Genomic DNA, 20,633 nt, shown 5'->3' on the forward strand with positions numbered 1-20,633 from the left:
AGTTATTTTAGTTTTATAAAAGCATAGATTACTTTTTGTGCAGTTAGCAGTATGAACAATTTTTCAACGTACTACAAACAATAATTGTCAATATCCTTTTATCGCCTGCAGCACGCAAAAAATTCCCAACAAATAATCAAAAAAAATAAAACCTAATAAAAACAATAAATTAATATTACCTAATATAAAAAAATAATTAACCATAATGGGTAGATTGTACCTACTTCGATACTCAAACAGTGATGAAAGACTGAAAACCTGTCTATATCTCGTAACACACGGCTAGAAAACCAAAAAAGGCAGATACCACCAAGGATGATATCTGCCTTAATTAGTTCGCCGCAAAAGCCCTCGTTAACATCAGCTACGCGGCAGAAGTGGTCGAGTTAGCCGATTATTTATCCGAACGCTTACCTCGCAATTTCTTCAACTTGCGTTTTTTCGCACGATTGCTCAGCCCTTTGGAGGGTTTGCGGGATAGCCGTGTCAGCTCTAACTCGGTTTCACTCAGACGCGCACTATTTTTCGCCGGTTTCGCTTCCATTGGCTGACGTGAGCCTTTGCCTTCTTTAGGCTCTGCCCCACGCTTACGGGGTGGCCGAGCGCCATCGCGCTTATCCGACTTCGCCCAAGGCGCTTCCGATTCAGACGTCTGACGGGAGCGCTTGCTATCGGGCTTACCCGAAGTCGATTTCGAGGGTTTAGCCGATGGTCGTCCTCCAGGTTTGCGTCCCTGTCGGCTTTCTAGCTCGGCTAGAGACAGCTTACCCTGCCGCAACAGCTCCCGCTTACTCAAGCGTTTTGGTTCTGGCTTAGCGGTATCACCATCAGTTTTTTCGCCGAGCTCCAGTTTTTTCACCAGCTCGAAATCGATCTTACGATCATCGAGATCGACTCTAGCGACTAGCACCTGTACTCGGTCTCCTAGACGGAAAGACTTACCACTGCGTTCACCATGCAACCGCTGTAGAGCCGCATCGTAGTGATAATAATCGCCCGGCAGGGCAGAGATATGAATCAAGCCCTCAACATAGACCTCTTCCAGTTCGACAAACACGCCAAAACCAGTCACCGCCGAAATCACTCCGCTGAACTCATCACCGACGCAATCCTGCATATATTCACATTTGAGCCACGACATCACATCACGGGTAGCATCATCGGCACGCCGCTCGGTCATCGAACAGTGTTCACCTAGCTCAACCATCTGTGCGAGAGTGTAACGATGCGCAAAGCGTTTATCGAGCTTGAAATTGGCCGGACGGGTGATATGGCTGCTCTTACTATCCGAGTGAATCAGACCCCGTATGGCCCGATGCACCAACAGATCCGGGTAACGACGAATCGGCGAGGTAAAATGAGCATAGGCTTCATAATTCAGCCCGAAATGACCTTTATGTTCGGGGCTGTATACCGCCTGCGACATAGACCGTAACATCATCACCTGAATAGCATGCTTATCGGCGCGCCCTTCTAACGATTCCGACAGGGCTTGATAATCCGGCGGGGTTGGCTCATCGCCTCCGCCCAAGCTCAAGCCTAAAGGCCCAAGATAGGTGCGCAGAGTCTGTAGTTTTGAATCTTTCGGGCCATCATGCACTCGAAACAGCGCAGGCTGCTTCATGCTCTGCAAAATACTCGCTGCCGCGACATTGGCGCAAAGCATACATTCTTCGATAATCTTATGCGCATCGTTACGCACCACCGGCACTATCTTCTCGATCTTGCGCTCTTCACTAAACAAAATGCGGGTTTCAGTGGTTTCAAAATCGATGGCACCACGCTCTTCACGGGCACGACGCAGGGCAAAATAGAGATCATGCAGATGGATAATATGCGGCAACACCTCCGCATATTGTTGGCGCATCGCAATGCCCTGCTCCGAATCTGGCTCTTCCAGCATGGCACCGACCTTGGTATAGGTTAGCCGCGCCTTAGAGCGAATCACCGCTTCATAAAAGGTATAGTCGGTTAGTTTACCGGCATCACTGATGGTCATCTCACAGACCATCGCCAAACGGTTCACATCGGGATTCAGCGAACACAGGCCGTTCGACAGTATCTCAGGCAGCATCGGCACTACAAACTCAGGAAAATACACCGAGTTACCGCGCAGGTGCGCTTCAATATCTAACTGACTACCCGGATGCACATAGGCCGATACATCGGCGATAGCTACCCATAAACGCCAGCCACCGGAACGGATCGGCTCACAGTAGACCGCATCATCGAAATCCTTGGCATCTTCACCATCAATGGTGACTAGCGGCAGATCACGCAGATCAACACGGTTTTCCATCGCTGAATCAGGTACATCTGGGCCAAACTCACTGACCTCTTGGCGTATCCCATCAGTCCATTCGTTAGGAATATCATAGTTGTGGATGGCAACCTTGATCTCCATTCCCGGCGCCATATGATCGCCCAGCACTTCGGTCACCCGAGCCGTCGCCTTAGCTCGCTTAGAGGGTGGTGTGATCAACTCAACCACCACCAACTGGCCCTCTTTATATTTCAGCTTACCGTCGGGATCAGGCAGGATCTGGATATCATTACTGATGCGCTGATTTTCGGGGGTCATATAACCGAATCCCCCATGGCCATGAAAACGGCCCACCAGCTTCCGAGTTTTCCGTTCTAATACCTCAACAATGGCACCTTCTGTCCGGCCTCGGCGATCTTCCCCAGTAGCTCGCACCAGCGCACGATCCCCGTCGAACACCTGCCGCATCTCCCGAGCTGAGAGAAAGATATCATCACCGCCCTCATCCGGAATAAGAAAACCAAAACCATCTCGGTGCCCCGCGATCCGACCCGCCACTAGGTCTAACTTACTCAACAAAATATAATGGGCTTTACGGTCACGCATTAACTGACCATCGCGCTCCATCGCTCGCAAGCGACGGCGTAGCGCCTCCGCGCTCTCTTCATCCTCGATATCCAGCAGCGCTTCAATCTGCGGTCGGGTCAAGGGCTCGCCCTGCTCCGCCAGCAGCGCCATAATCATCTCTCGGCTGGCAATCGGACGTTCATATTTCTCCGCTTCGCGGTCGGCATGAGGATCTTCAGAAAAATGTTTTGAGTCTGACATGCATCATCTTCTGCTATGTAGGTTTGAAATAACGATACTTCAACAATACCTTAATCTGGCTCGTTTTGCCGGACCAGAATCATGTTTAAAAGCCGAAAGTAACACTTCCCGCTACAGCCATAATAATAGCGCCATTCTTTGGGACAGCAATAACCGAATATAAACCGGACCAACGTTAAAACCGGCAATAACTGGCACACTATCAAACCACTCCAACCGACAGGCGAAAAAAAACCGCGACAATCGTCACGGTTTTTTCAGGTACTAGCCTAGTGGGTCAACAACCCCAAGCCAATAGCTGCAATTAAGGCATTTCGTCGACTTCTTCACCCTCAGGTTTTTCCTGAGGGATCAGGTCTTCTTTAGAAAGCCCCATCAAGATCAGCACGTTTGCCGCCACATAGATGGAAGAATAGGTACCCACACAGACACCCACCAGCAGCGCGACAGCAAAACCAAAGATCATTTCGCCACCAAACACCGCCAGCGCCACCAGCACCAACAAGGTTGTTAACGAGGTCACTAAGGTACGCCCAAGGGTCTGACTCAACGAGACGTTCATAATCTCGAGTGCATCACCCTTACGCAGTTTTCGGAAGTTCTCGCGGATACGGTCAGACACCACAATCGTATCGTTAAGCGAATAACCAATGACCGCTAGAATCGCCGCTAACACCGTCAGATCAAAATCAAATTGAAATAGCGAGAAGAAGCCCAGCACAATCAAAACATCGTGTGCCAAAGCGGCCACCGATGCGATCGAGAACTTCAGCTGAAAGCGGAATGCCACATATACCATCACCATAAACAGTGCCAGCAACATGCCCAAACCACCCTGCTCTCGCAGTTCTTCACCCACCTGCGCACCCACAAATTCGTTACGCCGCAGAGTCAGCTCTTGGGTCTCACCGCTTTGCAGAGTTTCCAATACATGATCACCAAGCTTGGGATCATGGGCAACACCCATACGAATAAGGATATCAACCGGCGAACCAAAGGTTTGCACCACCGCATCATCATAGCCGGCACCTTGCAGCTTATCCCGAATACCATTGAGATCCGGTTCCTGCTGATAGCCCACCTCGATGAGTGAACCGCCGGTGAAATCCAGACCAAACTTCAGCCCATTAATCGCCAACGATGCGATCGAAATCAGCAGTAGAGCAATCGATAAGGCCGCTGCGATTTTACGCAGCCCCATAAAGTTATAGATTTTTTCAGTCGTCATCTTACTCTACTCCGTCAAATCGACAGTTTTTTCAGCGCACGACCGCCGTAAGTCAAATTAACCAACATCCGAGTCACCAAAATGGCGGTGAACATGGAGGTGATAATACCGACCGACAGGGTAATCGCGAACCCTTTCACCGGACCAGACCCCATCGCAAACAGAATCACGGCCGCTAACAAGGTGGTGATATTGGCATCAAAAATGGTGGAGAACGCTCGGTCGAAACCGGCACTGATCGCCGATTGCGTCGGCAACCCATTCTTAAGCTCTTCTCGTATTCGCGAGAAGATCAACACGTTAGCATCGACAGCCATACCTACGGTCAACACGATACCGGCAATACCCGGCAACGTTAAGGTCGCCGACATAATCGACATCACCGCCAGCAACAACACTAGGTTAAAGGTCAGCGCGATATTCGCCAGCAAACCAAAGACCCGGTAGTACGCCACCATAAACAGCAACACGAGAGCAAAGCCGATCTGTACCGACAACATACCCTGTGAAATATTCTGCTCACCTAGGCTTGGGCCGACTGTACGTTCCTCAACGAAATAGATAGGGGCAGCCAAAGCACCGGCCCGCAACAGCAATGCTAATTCAGAAGACTCTGTGGCACTATCAAGCCCGGTAATCCGGAAGCTAGCACCCAGTACGCTCTGAATCGTCGCCAGTGAGATAATCCGTTTCTCAACATAAGGAACCCGCTTGGCAACCTGCTCACCATCCACGGTTTCATACAGTGTCCGATTCTTATGCTCGACAAACAGTACCGCCATGCGTCGCTTGATCGCATTACGGGTAGTACGGTTCATCATCTGACCGCCTTTGGCGTCCAGCGAGATATTCACCTGCGGCTGACCGTTCTCATCAAAGGATGACTGTGCATTAGAGACGCTAGCTCCCGTAATGATAATGTCTTTTTCGAGAGTGGCATCACGGCTTTGATCGCGGAACGGATAAGTTTCGGTGGTCGCCCGTGAGGCATCAGTCGTGGCTTCCAGACGGAACTCAAGGTTCGCTGTTTTACCGATAATCCGTTTAGCCGCAGCGGCATCTTGGATACCCGGCAACTGAACCACAATACGGTTACGCCCTTGACGCTGTACCAGTGGCTCGGCGACACCCAGCTCATTCACCCGATTACGCAGAGTGGTGAGGTTCTGTTTGATCGCATAGTCTTCGATCTCACGGATTTGACTTTCCGCCAGATTGACATTGATGTAAAACGCACCGTCTTTGTCTTCACTGTTAACCAGAAATTCCGTGTAGTCCTTACGCAGCAGCGTCTCGGCCTGATCTCGAACATCTGCCGTAGAGAACTTCAGCTCTAAGCTGCCGTCTTCACGGTGATCAACCGAACGATAACGTAATTTTTCAGTACGCAGTTTGGTTTTAATTTCGCTCACGTAAACATCTAGACGCTGTGCAACGGCAGACACCATGTCCACTTCCAACAGGAAATGCACACCGCCACGTAGATCGAGACCCAACTTCATCGGGCCTGCGCCCAGAGATCTTAGCCATTCCGGCGTTGTCGGTGCTAGGTTAAGCGCCACAACATAATTATCACCCAAGGTCCGGCTGATAATCTCTTTCGCTTCAAGCTGAGCACGACCGTCTTCAAAGCGGATCAATCCACCTTTATCGGTCAGTTCATCACCTTTAACACTAATATTAGCCTGCTGCAGTTCCTGCTTAACCTGATCCAGCAACGGCTGGTTGACAATATTCGCTTCCCGAGTACCGGAGAGCTGTACAGCATAATCATCAGGGTAAAGGTTAGGCGCAGCGTAGATACAGCCGATCAGCAATACCAGCACGATCAGCGCGTTTTTCCACAGTGGATTTTTATTGAGCATGGCGCTCTGTCCCTAACTAGCCCGGCGATGGGTAAATACATGATTTACAACCATGCATGCCCCGCCTAGGCACCAGTATTTAGATTTAAACGGTTAAAAAACCAAACCCGTGACAGGCATGATTTCATCACATCCAAAAAACGCCACGATAGTGGCGTTTTGTTACAGTTTGATGCTTAGATCTGTTTGATTGTGCCTTTTGGCAACGCTGCACTGACATGAGTCTTTTGGAAAGTCAGTTCAGTGGTATCGTTGACGCTAAGAACAATGTAATCATCATTCAGACGCACAACTTTACCGATCAGGCCGCCTGCGGTGATCACTTCATCACCTTTAGTCAGTCCACCGAGTAGTGCTTTATGTTCTTTTGCCCGTTTAGCCTGAGGGCGCCACATAAACATGTAAAAAATAACACCGAAGCCAACCAGAAAAATCAGGTTGAACATACTTGGGTCCAAACCACCCGGTCCGGCAGCGTCTGCAGCGTGTGCTGAAGAGATTAACAAGCTCATTAAGGCTTCTCCTAATACTTACAATAATTAAAAAAATAAAATCAAACGTCATCATTAAGAGGCGGTGTTTCCATCCCCTTAAGCTGGTAGAACTGGTCAACAAAGTCGTCCAATTTACCCTGTTCAATGGCCTGACGCAATCCAGCCATAAGCTCCTGATAGTAATGTAGGTTATGGATCGTATTTAGCTGTGAGCCAACGATCTCTTTACATTTATCAAGATGGTGCAAATAGGCACGACTGAAATTCTGACAGGTATAACACGTACATTGCTCATCCAGTGGCCGCGTATCCGTTTTATTGGCGGAGTTACGCAGTTTTACCACACCATTACGGGTAAATAGATGACCATTACGCGCATTTCGGGTTGGCATCACGCAGTCGAACATATCGACCCCGCGGCGCACACCTTCAACCAGATCTTCTGGCTTACCCACGCCCATCAGGTAACGCGGCTTATCTTCCGGCATTTTATACGCCAGATGATCCAATACTTTAACCATCTCTTCTTTCGGTTCGCCGACGGATAACCCACCAATCGCATAACCATCGAAACCGATTTCGTTTAGTCCTTCGATCGATTCATCCCGCAGATGGGGGAACATGCCGCCCTGCACGATACCAAACAGCGCAGAAGGACTATCACCATGAGCCGCTTTAGAACGCTTAGCCCAACGCAATGACAAACGCATCGACTCAGCCGCTTCCGTCTCAGTGGCAGGGTATGGCGTACACTCATCGAAGATCATCACAATGTCAGAGCCAAGATCACGCTGCACCTGCATCGACTCTTCCGGCCCCATAAAGACTTTTGAGCCATTCACCGGAGACTGGAAATGCACCCCCGCTTCAGTGATCTTGCGCATCGCGCCTAGGCTAAACACCTGAAAACCACCGGAGTCGGTCAAAATTGGCCCTTTCCAGTTCATAAAGTCATGCAGATCACCATGGGCTTTAATCACTTCCGTGCCGGGACGCAGCATCAGGTGAAAGGTGTTACCCAGAATGATCTGAGCGCCAATCGCCTCAATATCTTTCGGCAACATCCCCTTAACCGAACCATAGGTTCCCACCGGCATAAAGGCCGGTGTCTCAACATCACCACGGGGAAAGCTTAAGCGGCCACGACGGGCTTTGCCATCGGTCGCCAAACGCTCAAACTTCATAAAACATTCTCTGGTCACACGCTTTCCTACTGTCTGGTTTCGCCAGGGGAACGGCTATCTCTTCCCTATATAAGGCTGAATTACATAAATTAAAGGCTCACTGCCATTTTTACCCACGCCAACGGCCGTTAGTTTCGCAGCAACAACGTCGCCAAACCGTCACTCGGGTTTATTTCACTGTTTGCTTGGTCAGCAACATCGCATCGCCATAACTAAAGAAACGATACCGTTGCGCCACCGCTTCTTTGTAGGCCGCCATCATATGATCATACCCAGCAAATGCCGACACCAGCATCAGCAGAGTCGATTCGGGCAAGTGGAAGTTGGTAATCAACAGATCCACCGTACGAAATTGATAACCGGGGAAGATAAAGATATCGGTATCACCAAAAAACGGCTCAATTTCGCCACTTTTGCTGGCTGTTTCGAGACAACGCACCGAGGTAGTGCCCACCGCCAAGACCCGATTGCCCCGCGCCTTGGTTTCCCGAACCGCCTGACACACCTCTTCAGACACCTCAATATATTCAGCATGCATCTTATGATCCTGAATATTATCGACCTTCACCGGGCGGAAAGTGCCCGCGCCAACATGCAGGGTAACAAAGGCTTTATTAACACCTTTTTCTTCCAAGCTGCGCATCAGGGCGTCATCAAAATGCAAACCAGCTGTCGGCGCAGCCACCGCACCGGGCTTCTCGTTATACACCGTCTGATAACGTTCGCGATCCGACAATTCATCTTCACGTTTCATATAAGGTGGCAATGGCATATGACCAAACTGCTCTAACGCATCGATCAGATGACCTTCCGCCAGATCGAATTCCAGTTCGAACAGATCATCATGGCGTCTCACCATGGTCGCTTTCAAACCACCATCGAGGGTTAATTCGGCACCGGGCTTCGGTGAACGACTTGACCGAATATGGGCCAGCGCCGAACGCTCATCCAACACTCGCTCAATCAGCACTTCGATCTTACCGCCAGAAGCTTTTTCGCCGAACATGCGCGCGGGAATCACCCGGGTGTTGTTAAATACCACCAAATCACCGGGTTCGAGCAGCTCTAACACATCAAAAAACTGTCGATGCTGAAACTCGCCACTATTGCCATCAACACAGAATAAACGGCTGTCGCTACGCTTTTCCAAGGGATAGCGGGCAATTAGCTCATCGGGTAGATCAAAATGAAAATCTTTAACCTGCATAGAAAAACGTCAACCTAACATTCAGTGATTTAGCTAAGGCGAACCGCACTACCTGCGTTCAGCCAACAAAAGGGCGCATATTCTACCCGAGTCCCCTTTAAACTTCAGCAATATTAACCACGTCAATCTAATGATTTCGACCACTACGACAATGGAACGCTCAGAATAAAAGGTGGCTCGACACGACAGGGTCGCTTGCTAGAAAGAGCATAGTAGAGCAGAAGACACGACATAAACCTTACCGTACAACTAATTAGGTACTTGATCATGCAGACATTCACAGCGGATGACGCCCAACGTAAACCCGTCAATAAACATGAAAACGACAACACCCAACGCCTAGCACAGTATTTTCCCCTGCAGCAATCTGTTGTGAAATGACCTATTGCGCAAATTCAACTAAGCGTTGTTGCACTCACTATATGAATCATCATCTAACTGATGAAGCATCCTATTTAGGTTTTATCGCATCAGGAACGGCTTTCACTTTGAGTTCGCGTGAAGCACTCATTTCAGCCACTTTACGCTGCGGCTTTGCAATATCAACTTGAGTATGTAGATTAAACGTGACGGAATAAGTCTCTTTTGTTCGTGAGTCTTTAGCTTTATACGAGAAAGTTTCAAAAGCTTTACAGGGGTTACATCGGTTAGCGAGCAACTGTTTAAGCAGGATATTCTGTAGTTCTTTTTCATTGTATTTTCCGCCCATAGCTTTGTTCAGCATCGGGGGAATTACTTCAGAAAGGTAATATGAGCGGGCTTCGTCTTTTAACGCGCTGACTCTTTTTAACTGAGCCTCATTTAATTCTACTTTTTCAGACATAGTTATGCTTTTAATAATGATATCAATCCCTGGAACAGGAGTGTTCCCGCCTTGGGCAAATACTAAAGTGGGAATAAGCAAGGTGATGCTTAATAACGTTTTAAATATATTCATCATGTTCTTTCCTTGTATCATCTTTACAAAGCAACATTGCTTTTGCGGCTAAGGCACTTAACAGCCCGTGATATGATGCATCCTATTTAGGTTTTATCGCATCAGGAACGGCTTTCACTTTGAGTTCGCGTGAAGCACTCACTTCAGCCACCTTATGTTGCGGTTTTGCGATATCAACTTGAGTATGCAGATTAAACGTGACGGAATAAGTCTCTTTTGTTCGTGAGTCTTTAGCTTTATACGAGAAAGTTTCAAAAGCTTTACAGGGGTTACATCGGTTAGCGAGCAACTGTTTAAGCAAGATATTCTGTAGTTCTTTTTCATTGTATTTTCCGCCCATCGCTTTGTTTAGCATCGGGGGGATTACTTCAGAAAGGTAATATGAGCGTACTTCATCCTTTAACGCGCTGACTCTTTTTAACTGACCCTCATTTAATTCCACTTTCCCAGATAAACCTGCTGCTTTAATAATGATATCAATCCCTTCAACAGGAGTATCCCCACCTTGGGCAAATACTAAAGTGGGAACAAGCAAGGTGATGCTTAATAACATTTTAAATATATTCATTATGTTCTTTCCTTGTGTCATCTTTTACAAAACAGTATTGCTTTTGCGGCTAAGGCACTTAACAGCCCGTGATATGATGCATCCTATTTAGGTTTTATCGCATCAGGAACGGCTTTCACTTTGAGTTCGCGTGAAGCACTCACTTCAGCCACCTTATGTTGCGGTTTTGCGATATCAACTTGAGTATGTAGATTAAACGTGACGGAATAAGTCTCTTTTGTTCGTGAGTCTTTAGCTTTATACGAGAAAGTTTCAAAAGCTTTACAGGGGTTACATCGGTTAGCGAGCAACTGTTTAAGCAAGATGTTCTGTAGTTCTTTTTCATTGTATTTTCCGCCCATCGCTTTGTTCAGCATCGGGGGAATTACTTCAGAAAGGTAATATGAGCGGGCTTCGTCTTTTAACGCGCTGACTCTTTCTAACTGTCCCTCATTTAATTCTACTTTTTCAGACATAGTTATGCTTTTAATAATGATATCAATCCCTTCAACAGGAGTATTCCCGCCTTGGGCAAATACTAAAGTGGGAATAAGCAAGGTGATGCTTAATAACGTTTTAAATATATTCATTATGTTCTTTCCTTGTGTCATCTTTTACAAAACGATATTGATTTTGCGGCTAAGGCACTTAAACAGCGCGTTATAGCACCTATCGAGGCTGCATCCCTGCCATAAACGTACTTCAAGCATAATAGCCACATCCTGTTAAATCAAAGCGTTAATTCGACATTACTATGGTTCAGAAGAAGGAAGTAAAAGTCTCCGAGCGTAAGACTGGCTTACATAGTCGTCCACTAACGCCTTAACCTTCTTTTTAATCAATAAGTTACAAAACACCTGAACGATTTTTGTGCCGCACCACTAAAGCCCCTACTATTTATCCGTCTTAATAGTACTTGGATGCGCGTATAATGCCGCCCTGATCTTTTTAACCCTCTTAATTATATCAACCATTTATTAACCCTTTATTAACCATAGGCTCCGGATTTACGATTCGGTCGGCTGAGGAGAACAGATGTCACAGACTATAGTCTGCGCGATGTATAAGTTTGTCGTGCTTGAAGATTTTGAAGCCCTGCGTGAACCACTGCACAACGTTATGTTGAACAACGATGTGCGCGGCACACTGCTGCTGGCGCGTGAAGGCATTAACGGCACCGTGGCTGGCAGCCGCGCCGGTATTGATGCCCTGCTGAGCTGGTTGCAGAACGACCCTCGCCTAGCCGATATCGGCTATAAAGAATCCATTGACGACAGCAACCCCTTTCATCGCACCAAAGTTAAGCTGAAGAAAGAGATTGTCACCATGGGCGTGGACGGCATCGATCCCAAACGGATCGTCGGCACCTATGTTAAACCCGACGAGTGGAACGCCCTGATCTCTGATCCTGAAGTAACACTGGTTGATACCCGTAATGATTATGAAGTACAGGTGGGCACCTTTAAAGGGGCTATTAATCCCAACACCAACACCTTCCGCGAGTTTCCGGACTACGTAAAAGAACAGCTAGACCCGCAGAAAAACAAGAAGGTCGCAATGTTTTGCACCGGCGGTATCCGCTGTGAAAAATCCACCGCTTACCTGAAAGAGCAAGGCTTCGATGAGGTCTATCACTTAGAAGGCGGTATTCTTAAATACTTGGAAGAGGTTCCACAGGAACAGTCCCTGTGGGAGGGCGAATGCTTTGTGTTTGATAACCGCGTAACCGTCAACCACCAGCTTGAAAAAGGCAGCTACGATCAGTGTCATGCTTGCCGTTTACCACTGACCGAAGAACAGATGCAAAGCGAGCAATATCAGGCCGGCATCAGCTGCCCGAACTGCTATGACAGCCTCAGCGATGAGCAGCGTCAACGTTTCATGGAACGTCAGAAACAGATGCAACTGGCACAGCAGCGGGGCGAAGCCCATATCGGTGCCGACGCTAACGATACCAGCAGCAAACGACGCGAGCTCAAGCAGCAACTGCGTGAAGCCCAACACGAAAGTAAGTAAACAGAACCTAAGAGGGTGTTATCAGGCGCCCTCTTAGTCTCTCGCCTCAACTCACGCCCGTTCAACACACCCCATCAAAGCGATAACCGACGCCATGCACCGTGATGATAATCCGCGGCGACTTCGCATCCAACTCAATTGCCTTACGTAGTTTCGATATATGCTGATCCAGCGTGCGACTGTTGGCAAAATAGTCCCGCCCCCAGCAGTGATTAAACAGCGCATCGCGATCCACCACCTTGCCCTGCTGCTCGAACAGCAAGCGCAGTATTTTCAGGTCTCTTAGGCTTAACTCAATCACCTTATCAACCCGCAGCGCACGAAATTCAGCAGGCCTAATCTCAAGGTCGGCCATAACAAAGTTATCCGACTCGGCCAGATCGACCACTGGACGCTGCGCCCGCCGCGTCACTGCCCGAATCCGGGCAATCACTTCTCGGCTACCGAAGGGTTTTTTAATGTAATCATCCGCCCCCAGTTCTAGACCCAGCACCTGATCAATCTCTTCCGACTTAGCGGTAATAAAAATCACCGGTAGCTGCTCATTCTGTTGCCGAATACGCCGACACACCGCATAACCATCCTGCTTTGGCATCATAATATCCAACAACACCAGATCCGGCTGATGCTGCAGATATAACTGCCAGGCCTGCTCACCATCGGCCGCTTCGATACAGTCATAGCCTTCCGCTTCCAGCAGCAGCGCTAGCCCCTGACGAATATGCAGGTCATCCTCGGCAATCAAAAGCTTCATAATAGGGTCCGTCTATTCATGGCAGGCCTCCGTGGAGGCAGTTTCTATCCTAATAGGGGTTGCCAGCGTGAGTAAAAAACAAGCGCCCGACGGGGCTGTTAGTCCATGAGGTTCGATAATAAGATCGCCCCGGTGCGCTCTGGCTAAATCCCGCGCCAGCCCTAAACCAATCCCTGTGCCGCTCACCCCTTCGGTGAGTTTATCGCTGCCACGGTAGAAGGGTTCGAACAGTTTTTCGACATCATCCGGCGAAACCCCAGGGCCGAAATCGCTCACCCGAATATAACTATATAAGCCGTCCACGTGTTCCTCTTGCCAACTATGGATATCAACAAAACGCCCCGCCGCCGCATATTTTTCACAGTTACTCAGCAGGTTGTTAAGAATTTGCTCCAACGCTTCGCTATCGAAATAACACCGTTGCGTCGCCTTGCCACTAAAACGCAGGCTTAATTGTCGCGCACTCAACACCGGCGTAAACAGCGCCACCACTTGAGCGATGCACTGATCGATCATGCCCTGCTGATAGCGAACACTAAGCCCTTCTCGCTTTGCACGGGAAAAGCTCAGCACATTATCAATCAAACGCGACAATCGCCCTGCTTCACTGCTGATCACGCCCAAATAGCGCTGCGCCAGCGGCTCATCATCCGGCAATGTTTGTTCCAGCATTTCGGTATATAAGCGCACATTGGTCAACGGCGTTTTCAGTTCATGGGAAACCTGATTCACAAAATTCACTCGCTGTTCGGCAATGCTTAGCTCGCGGTGATGTTCGCGATACAACAAGTAAGCTAGCGTCGACAACCCCGCCCCAAGCAACACCAATAACACGACTAATCCCAGCCAACCAGTGATCGCCACCGGCAATTCAGCAGCATAATAGGCCAGATGCCAACTCGCCAACGGGTGGCTCAAAGGTAGAATCTGCAGCGGTTTTGCCGTGGACCCCGCCACCGAACTCCCCCAGCTATAAGCCATTTCACCACGATCATTCATCAACCGAATTTCACTATGGCTCTCAATGTCATCTGCCTGATCATCCGTAGCACTCACCGTACTAGAGGGCAACAGGTTGATCAGATCCGATAACAAACGGGGAGAGTTCAGCGCAAAGCCAATGGTATTGCCACCCCTGTCTTGCCACCAGAAGATCTGCTGCAAACCCGCTTCAGCATACCAAGCGATCCAGCCGTGGGGCTGCTGCGAAGCGTTGAGTCCGGTGGAGCCCGACAGCGCCTGAACAGAAGCATCGGCACGATAACGGGATTTTTGCGCCACGGATTCGTTTAATTGAGCGCTCTGCAACTCATCGATGCTGGCCGAGGAGAAACCCTGACGCCCAGCCGGCCCAACCGGATCGAGCACCGGCATAGTAAAACGTTCCGGCTCGCGCAATAGGTTACGACTTAAATCAACAAACGCCTGCTCCTGCTGAGTTAACGGCTGATCCCGCGGTGGGAAACGACGCTCCCCTGTAGGCGACAACACAAACATCTGTTTAACCACCGCCGACTGCGAGATCAAACGGCGTATAGGCGCAACGCTATACTGCCCCGCCGTTTCTTGCTGTAAGGCTTCTGCCTGACGAATAAAGCCCTGCTGCAGCAGAAAAAAATGCTCTTGAAACTGCCCATCAATACTCTGCAACCGTTCACTAACCAAGTTACTTAATTGATGAGCGACCACCTGCTGTTGATCCAACTGCCAGCGCACCCCAAACCACGCCAGCAATAGCAGCGGCAAGGCAATAATCACGGCAAGCAACAAGGGTGTTCGTCTTTTCACAGGCTCTTCCGCTGTGGCGTGGGGTTAACCAATTGGCTTCCCCACACCCGTGGTATTAATAGGTCTGCTGAGTGGCGCGTTTATACTGCCGCGCTTTCAGCTCTTTACGCTGTTTGTTCCAGTCCTGCTCGGTTTCTAGCGCATCCGCATCCTGCAGGGCTTCCTCTTGCTGCTCTTGCAAACGGGGCGAGCTCAAAGACTTAGCCTGCGAGCCTAAATAAGAAGCACTATCTTGCAGGATTTTCTTCGCCCCTTCGAGGTCACCACTGTCCCGCGCTTCAATGGCATCCCGACTGTATTCGTTCGCCACCTGCTCAACCGCTGCTTCCAGTGCTTTATCATCCCGCGCCGCAGAGACTTCCTGTCGTGAACCACTAAAACGGGCGATGCTCTGGCCGGCCAACTGCTCTTGGTGCTGAGTGAACAGATTATCGTAAGCCACCTTCACTGACACCAGTTCTAGTTCGGTCTCGGCTTGCTGGGCGGGCACCTCGACCTCCAGAATAACGAATTTTTCCTGCTCGCTATACAGCTGATTCAGCCGTGTCGTCACCCGATTGCCCATAATCTCACTTTCCCGTCCGAGCAAACGAATCGGTTTAACGCCGTTTTGACAATGGATCTCAATATTGACCCCCTGCGCTACCACCGATAACACATCGCCAAACTCATACTGAAATACGGAGGCTAAGTCTTCCGCGTTTTCGACAAAGGCATGGTTGCCATCACTAAAGCCAGCTAAGCGGGTCATCAAATCTTCGTTATAACCCAACCCTAAACCGATAGTGGTGACACTGATGCCCTCTTTCGCCAATGACGCCCCCAACTCACCTAACTCAGAGGCTGATTGTGGGCCAACATTGGCCAGCCCATCGGAGAGTAAAATCACCCGATTCACTTTATTACGGCTGAGAAACTTACGCAGTTCATTGGCGCCTTTGCTGACACCCGCAAACAGCGCGGTATTACCATTGGCATGAATTTGACGGATAGCATCATAGATATGCTGCTGCTCGCGCACCTGAGTGGCGGGCACCACCACCTGAACCCGTGAATCGTAACTAACCACCGAGACGATATCCCGCTCATCCAGCCGCTTGATCGCCATAATCGCCGCTTCACGGGCATACTGAATTTTATCGCCACCCATAGAACCGGACTTATCCAGCACAATAGCGACATTGGCCGGTATCCGGGCTTGTTTATCCTGCTGCTTGAACCCTTCCAACGACACCTTAATAAAGGCCCGATGGGACTGATCCGCCTGCATCACCGGAGTGGCCAGATTAATATTCAGACTGACCTGATTCGCCTGAGCCCACAGCGGCAACAGGGTCAACAATACACAGCCCAATGTCCTGAGGGATCGTCTTAACATATGTTTATCAGCTTGAGTTTTCATGGTCACATTCCTGAGTTGAGAGTCTAGTGGCGTAAACCACCGTTGTAGTGACTCTACCCTCAGCCCGAGATTAAAAAGTCAGATGAAGTTATCGATTTTGTAAGAAATTTGTAAAACATCGGGCGTCACCCGTCACACCTAACAGCGCATCGCTTAAATCGGATTAGCCGTTTCATGGCATAACTCCATCCAGCGCTCGATACCGGCACTGCGATACTTATGTCGATTGATCACCAAATATAACTGTCGACTAAAATCACGACCCGCAACACGCAACGGCACCAAGGAGCCCAGTTCAAAAGATTCCTGCAATGCAATGCGGGATAAACAACCGATCCCCAAGCCCTGCATCACCGCCTGTTTAATCCCTTCGACGTGTTCCAACTCTAACAGTACATTCAAGTTAGGCAACAACCCGTGTAACGCCCAATCAAACGCCTGACGGGTACCTGAGCCCTGTTCACGCAGCACCCAGCGAGCGGACACCAAATCGGTATCACTCAACTGATGTTTGCTAGCCAAGGGGTGATCCGGCGCACAAAACACCTCCAGTTGATCCTTCACCCAAGGAATCACCTCCAGATCGGGATGCTGCACTTCCCCCTCCACCAAACCGATATCCAACTCAAAGTTGATCAGCCGAGCCGTAATGACCGATGTATTAGCCACCTGAAGATCCAACTTAGCGCGAGGCTGCTCATCCAGATAACGGGCCATTAAGCCCACCGCCAGATAATTACCGATAGTCATGGTAGCCCCAATTTTCAACTGCCCCACCGCTTGATGCTGGGACATATCCAACTGCAAACTTCGAGCACGCTCTAATAAGGCCTCAGCACGGGGCCGTAGCAACCGTCCCAACTCGTTAATTTTCAATCGTTTACCAATACGATCAAACAACTGAATATCGAATTGAGATTCAAGATCACGCAGCGCACCACTGGCAGCCGACTGGGACATCGACAAACTATCCGCCGCTCGCGAGATATTATCGAAATGCGCCACCGCCAAAAAAACCTCTAATTGCCGCAAGGTATATTTCATAATCTGTTTTTCCGATAAGCATTATCATAACAATCGTCTTTAACAATATAGCAGGTAGGTTTAATATGCACTTAAGAAATAAGTGATTCAGTTTTTATAACCTGAATACAAACCACTATCACCCATTTAGTATGAGGTAGTTCCATGTCTAATATCGGTCGCGAAGAAGTTCTCAGCGTACATCACTGGAACGATACCCTATTTAGCTTCACCACCAGCAGAGACCCTAGCTTTCGCTTTAAAAACGGTCACTTCACCATGATCGGTCTAGAACACGAAGGCCGCCCACTGATGCGCGCTTACAGCATTGCCAGTGCCAACCATGAGGAACAACTCGAGTTCTTCAGCATTAAAGTACAGGACGGTCCGTTGACCTCCAAATTACAACGCATCCAAGTAGGCGATCAGATTCTGATTAGCCGCAAACCCACTGGCACCTTGATCAACGATAACCTGCTACCGGGTAAGCATCTTTACCTGATCAGCACCGGCACCGGCCTAGCGCCCTTTATGAGCATCATTAAAGACCCGGAAATCTACGAACAATACGATCAAGTGATCCTCACCCACGGCGTACGTGAACTATCAGAACTGGCCTACGCCGATGTAATTCAAGATCATCTGCCGAACAACGAATACTTTGGCGACATGGTCAGCAACAAACTGCTGTATTACCCCACCGTCACCCGCGAAGCCTTCCGTAACCAGGGTCGCCTGACCGACCTGATCGCTACGGGTAAGCTGACGAAAGATCTTGGCTTGCCGGATCTTAATACGGATGATGATCGTTTTATGATCTGCGGTAGCCCCAGCATGATAAAAGACACCACCAACATCCTCGACAGCATGGGCTTTACCGAAGCTCGCAATGGTACTTTAGGCCATTACGTTATAGAACGAGCCTTTGTTGAACGCTAAAAATGGTCATAAGGTTCATGATTTTAAAAAATATTCATGAACCCCATTGACCCAATGAAAACGAACCGTATAATACGCTCCACGTTTGCGCCAGTGTGATGGAATTGGTAGACATAGGGGATTCAAAATTCAACCCCTCTAGCAAGAAAACTACTGCAACAATTTGATTTTTATAGTAAATTGTTAAGTTCAAGCGTTAAAAATGGCATGTAGAGCCATGTAGAGTTTAAGTGTCTGCGCCAGTGTGATGGAATTGGTAGACATAGGGGATTCAAAATCCCCCGCCCTTAAAAGCGTGCCGGTTCGAGTCCGGCCACTGGTACCACTTAACTCATTGATTCAAAACTACTAAATAGACAACCGAGTGCTGACTTAGCCCTCGGTTTTTTTATGTCTACAGAAATACCCATGTAGACTTCCCATGAAAAAATAGGCCGTGAAAACGCCCCATTCCTTGTAGATTTTGGTGCAGAGCCAAGTCATACAACAGCTCCACTTAAAACTTAATAATTTTTTCTATTAGGCTGCCTGTGCGGCAGTGAACGGCTACGCGTTAAAAAACGGCACAATTTGGTCTTTCTAAGCTGCCTGTGCGGCAGTGAACTTAGGCTCTTAAAACCCTCGATTAGTAATACGTTTCTAAGCTGCCTGTGCGGCAGTGAACGCTCGGCTTGCGCGAACCCAGCGGCCTTTTGTTTTCTAAGCTGCCTGTGCGGCAGTGAACTTCTGTTTTGCTGCGCTGGTGGTCTGGTGCCTTTTCTAAGCTGCCTGTGCGGCAGTGAACGCCTCAATACGCGCCGGCGATTGTCCTATTTTTTTCTAAGCTGCCTGTGCGGCAGTGAACTCTAAAGAAGGCGTATGCCCGAGGTGTGTTGCTTTCTAAGCTGCCTGTGCGGCAGTGAACCAGGATGCAACCAACCAGCGCATGGTTTCGCTTTTCTAAGCTGCCTGTGCGGCAGTGAACTGGTTGAGTGGTGATAAGTGTCTGATTAATTTTTTCTAAGCTGCCTGTGCGGCAGTGAACTGAAAGCTCCCCACTTTTAAAGGAGTTTATCGTTTCTAAGCTGCCTGTGCGGCAGTGAACCATGTTCATGGTCGTTTCCTTGGTTCGTCTTATTTCTAAGCTGCCTGTGCGGCAGTGAACTGTTGTACTTGCTAGTCTTGTATCGTAGGGTATTTCTAAGCTGCCTGTGCGGCAGTGAACGCAAAGAGCCGTTCATGGACACGAGGAATTCATTTCTAAGCTGCCTGTGCGGCAGTGAACCGGTCAGTCAGTTCAGTCTCTGTAATAGTAATTTTCTAAGCTGCCTGTGCGGCAGTGAACGCCGACCACGTGGCACGATTCAGTGCTTGGATTTTCTAAGCTGCCTGTGCGGCAGTGAACAATATTAACAACTGGTTGATCGGTGCAGTGCTTTTCTAAGCTGCCTGTGCGGCAGTGAACCATAACAACCTTGATAGAATTAGTGCATATAATTTCTAAGCTGCCTGTGCGGCAGTGAACAGGGGTATCATAGTTTTGTGATTGGCTATGGCTTTCTAAGCTGCCTGTGCGGCAGTGAACGCACTGGCGTGCAATCAATTAGCCAATACCACTTTCTAAGCTGCCTGTGCGGCAGTGAACGAAAGGTTTAAATCTTGTTTAGTTCACAGCTTTTTCTAAGCTGCCTGTGCGGCAGTGAACCCACACGGCTACTGTGAGCAACACAAAGACAATTTCTAAGCTGCCTGTGCGGCAGTGAACGCACTGGATGACATCCGCGAATCGATTGAAGATTTCTAAGCTGCCTGTGCGGCAGTGAACGCACATAGGCGGGCTGGTATTGCGGTTCGATTTTCTAAGCTGCCTGTGCGGCAGTGAACGAGACAAATGGGCAGCTATAACTCACCGGGAATTTCTAAGCTGCCTGTGCGGCAGTGAACCCCTTACGATGCTTTGCAAACAGCATAAAATATTTCTAAGCTGCCTGTGCGGCAGTGAACTCTAACTCTTCTTTGTCGGCGGCGATCGCTTTTTTCTAAGCTGCCTGTGCGGCAGTGAACGTTAAGTGGCGTTTAAAAGGTGAAGTGGTCGATTTCTAAGCTGCCTGTGCGGCAGTGAACGGGTTTAGAAAGCGAAACGGTAGGCGGTAAACTTTCTAAGCTGCCTGTGCGGCAG

At 49.0% G+C, this 20,633-nt stretch carries 15 protein-coding genes, 1 tRNA gene and 1 CRISPR repeat array; of the genes, 3 read left to right on the forward strand and 13 right to left on the reverse strand.

All coding sequences use genetic code 11. The features are described from left to right. Positions 1-394 precede the first annotated feature (394 nt). The 9 genes from rnr to KO512_RS15770 form a co-directional block, all read right to left on the reverse strand. Positions 395-3,091, reverse strand: coding sequence for a ribonuclease R (rnr, locus tag KO512_RS15730; protein ID WP_215953305.1), 2,697 nt, complete (start codon positions 3,089-3,091; stop codon positions 395-397). 304 nt (positions 3,092-3,395) lie between these two features. Then, positions 3,396-4,319: a protein translocase subunit SecF gene (gene secF / locus KO512_RS15735; protein WP_215953306.1), complete on the reverse strand. Its 924-nt coding sequence runs from the start codon at positions 4,317-4,319 to the stop codon at positions 3,396-3,398. A gap of 14 nt (positions 4,320-4,333) precedes the next feature. Beyond that, complete coding sequence (secD, locus tag KO512_RS15740) at positions 4,334-6,184, reverse strand: protein translocase subunit SecD (RefSeq protein ID WP_215953307.1); 1,851 nt, start codon at positions 6,182-6,184, stop codon at positions 4,334-4,336. A 176-nt stretch (positions 6,185-6,360) separates the two neighbouring features. Continuing rightward, positions 6,361-6,696, reverse strand: coding sequence for a preprotein translocase subunit YajC (gene yajC / locus KO512_RS15745; protein WP_215953308.1), 336 nt, complete (start codon positions 6,694-6,696; stop codon positions 6,361-6,363). 41 nt (positions 6,697-6,737) lie between these two features. After that, positions 6,738-7,862 carry a tRNA guanosine(34) transglycosylase Tgt gene (tgt, locus tag KO512_RS15750; protein ID WP_215953309.1) on the reverse strand — a complete coding sequence of 375 codons (1,125 nt, stop codon included), beginning with the start codon at positions 7,860-7,862 and terminating at the stop codon, positions 6,738-6,740. Between the two features lie 169 nt (positions 7,863-8,031). After that, positions 8,032-9,069, reverse strand: a complete 1,038-nt coding sequence (gene queA / locus KO512_RS15755) for a tRNA preQ1(34) S-adenosylmethionine ribosyltransferase-isomerase QueA (RefSeq protein ID WP_215953310.1) — start codon at positions 9,067-9,069, stop codon at positions 8,032-8,034. Positions 9,070-9,520: 451 nt separating this feature from the next. Then, positions 9,521-10,009 (reverse strand): hypothetical protein, encoded by a 489-nt coding sequence (locus tag KO512_RS15760; protein ID WP_215953311.1) that lies wholly within the window; start codon positions 10,007-10,009, stop codon positions 9,521-9,523. Between the two features lie 79 nt (positions 10,010-10,088). Continuing rightward, positions 10,089-10,574 (reverse strand): hypothetical protein, encoded by a 486-nt coding sequence (locus KO512_RS15765; RefSeq protein ID WP_215953312.1) that lies wholly within the window; start codon positions 10,572-10,574, stop codon positions 10,089-10,091. Positions 10,575-10,657: 83 nt separating this feature from the next. Further along, positions 10,658-11,143 (reverse strand): hypothetical protein, encoded by a 486-nt coding sequence (locus KO512_RS15770; protein WP_215953313.1) that lies wholly within the window; start codon positions 11,141-11,143, stop codon positions 10,658-10,660. Between the two features lie 445 nt (positions 11,144-11,588). On the opposite strand from KO512_RS15770, the gene trhO reads away from it, so the two are divergent. After that, on the forward strand, positions 11,589-12,569 hold the full coding sequence (gene trhO / locus KO512_RS15775; protein ID WP_215953314.1) for an oxygen-dependent tRNA uridine(34) hydroxylase TrhO: 981 nt from the start codon (positions 11,589-11,591) through the stop codon (positions 12,567-12,569). A 61-nt stretch (positions 12,570-12,630) separates the two neighbouring features. Here the strand turns inward: trhO and KO512_RS15780 are convergent, their stop codons facing one another. The 4 genes from KO512_RS15780 to KO512_RS15795 form a co-directional block, all read right to left on the reverse strand. Beyond that, entirely contained in the window at positions 12,631-13,323 is a 693-nt protein-coding gene (locus tag KO512_RS15780) for a response regulator transcription factor (RefSeq protein ID WP_215953315.1), read from the reverse strand. A 12-nt stretch (positions 13,324-13,335) separates the two neighbouring features. Beyond that, a complete protein-coding gene (locus KO512_RS20540) occupies positions 13,336-15,111 on the reverse strand; it encodes a sensor histidine kinase (RefSeq protein WP_215953316.1) in 1,776 nt (591 codons plus the stop codon). Positions 15,112-15,166: 55 nt separating this feature from the next. After that, positions 15,167-16,513: a vWA domain-containing protein gene (locus tag KO512_RS15790; protein ID WP_215953317.1), complete on the reverse strand. Its 1,347-nt coding sequence runs from the start codon at positions 16,511-16,513 to the stop codon at positions 15,167-15,169. Between the two features lie 153 nt (positions 16,514-16,666). Continuing rightward, complete coding sequence (locus tag KO512_RS15795; protein ID WP_215953318.1) at positions 16,667-17,557, reverse strand: LysR family transcriptional regulator; 891 nt, start codon at positions 17,555-17,557, stop codon at positions 16,667-16,669. 144 nt (positions 17,558-17,701) lie between these two features. On the opposite strand from KO512_RS15795, the gene KO512_RS15800 reads away from it, so the two are divergent. Continuing rightward, positions 17,702-18,475: a ferredoxin--NADP reductase gene (locus KO512_RS15800; RefSeq protein ID WP_215953319.1), complete on the forward strand. Its 774-nt coding sequence runs from the start codon at positions 17,702-17,704 to the stop codon at positions 18,473-18,475. 238 nt (positions 18,476-18,713) lie between these two features. Then, positions 18,714-18,800 (forward strand) — tRNA-Leu (locus tag KO512_RS15805). Positions 18,801-18,991: 191 nt separating this feature from the next. Beyond that, positions 18,992-20,578: direct repeats of the CRISPR family, unit length 28 nt; unit sequence TTTCTAAGCTGCCTGTGCGGCAGTGAAC. Positions 20,579-20,633 lie beyond the last annotated feature (55 nt).

Origin of the sequence: Amphritea atlantica, from assembly GCF_018860855.1 — a bacterium.
Classification (GTDB): Bacteria; Pseudomonadota; Gammaproteobacteria; order Pseudomonadales; family Balneatricaceae; genus Amphritea; species Amphritea atlantica_A.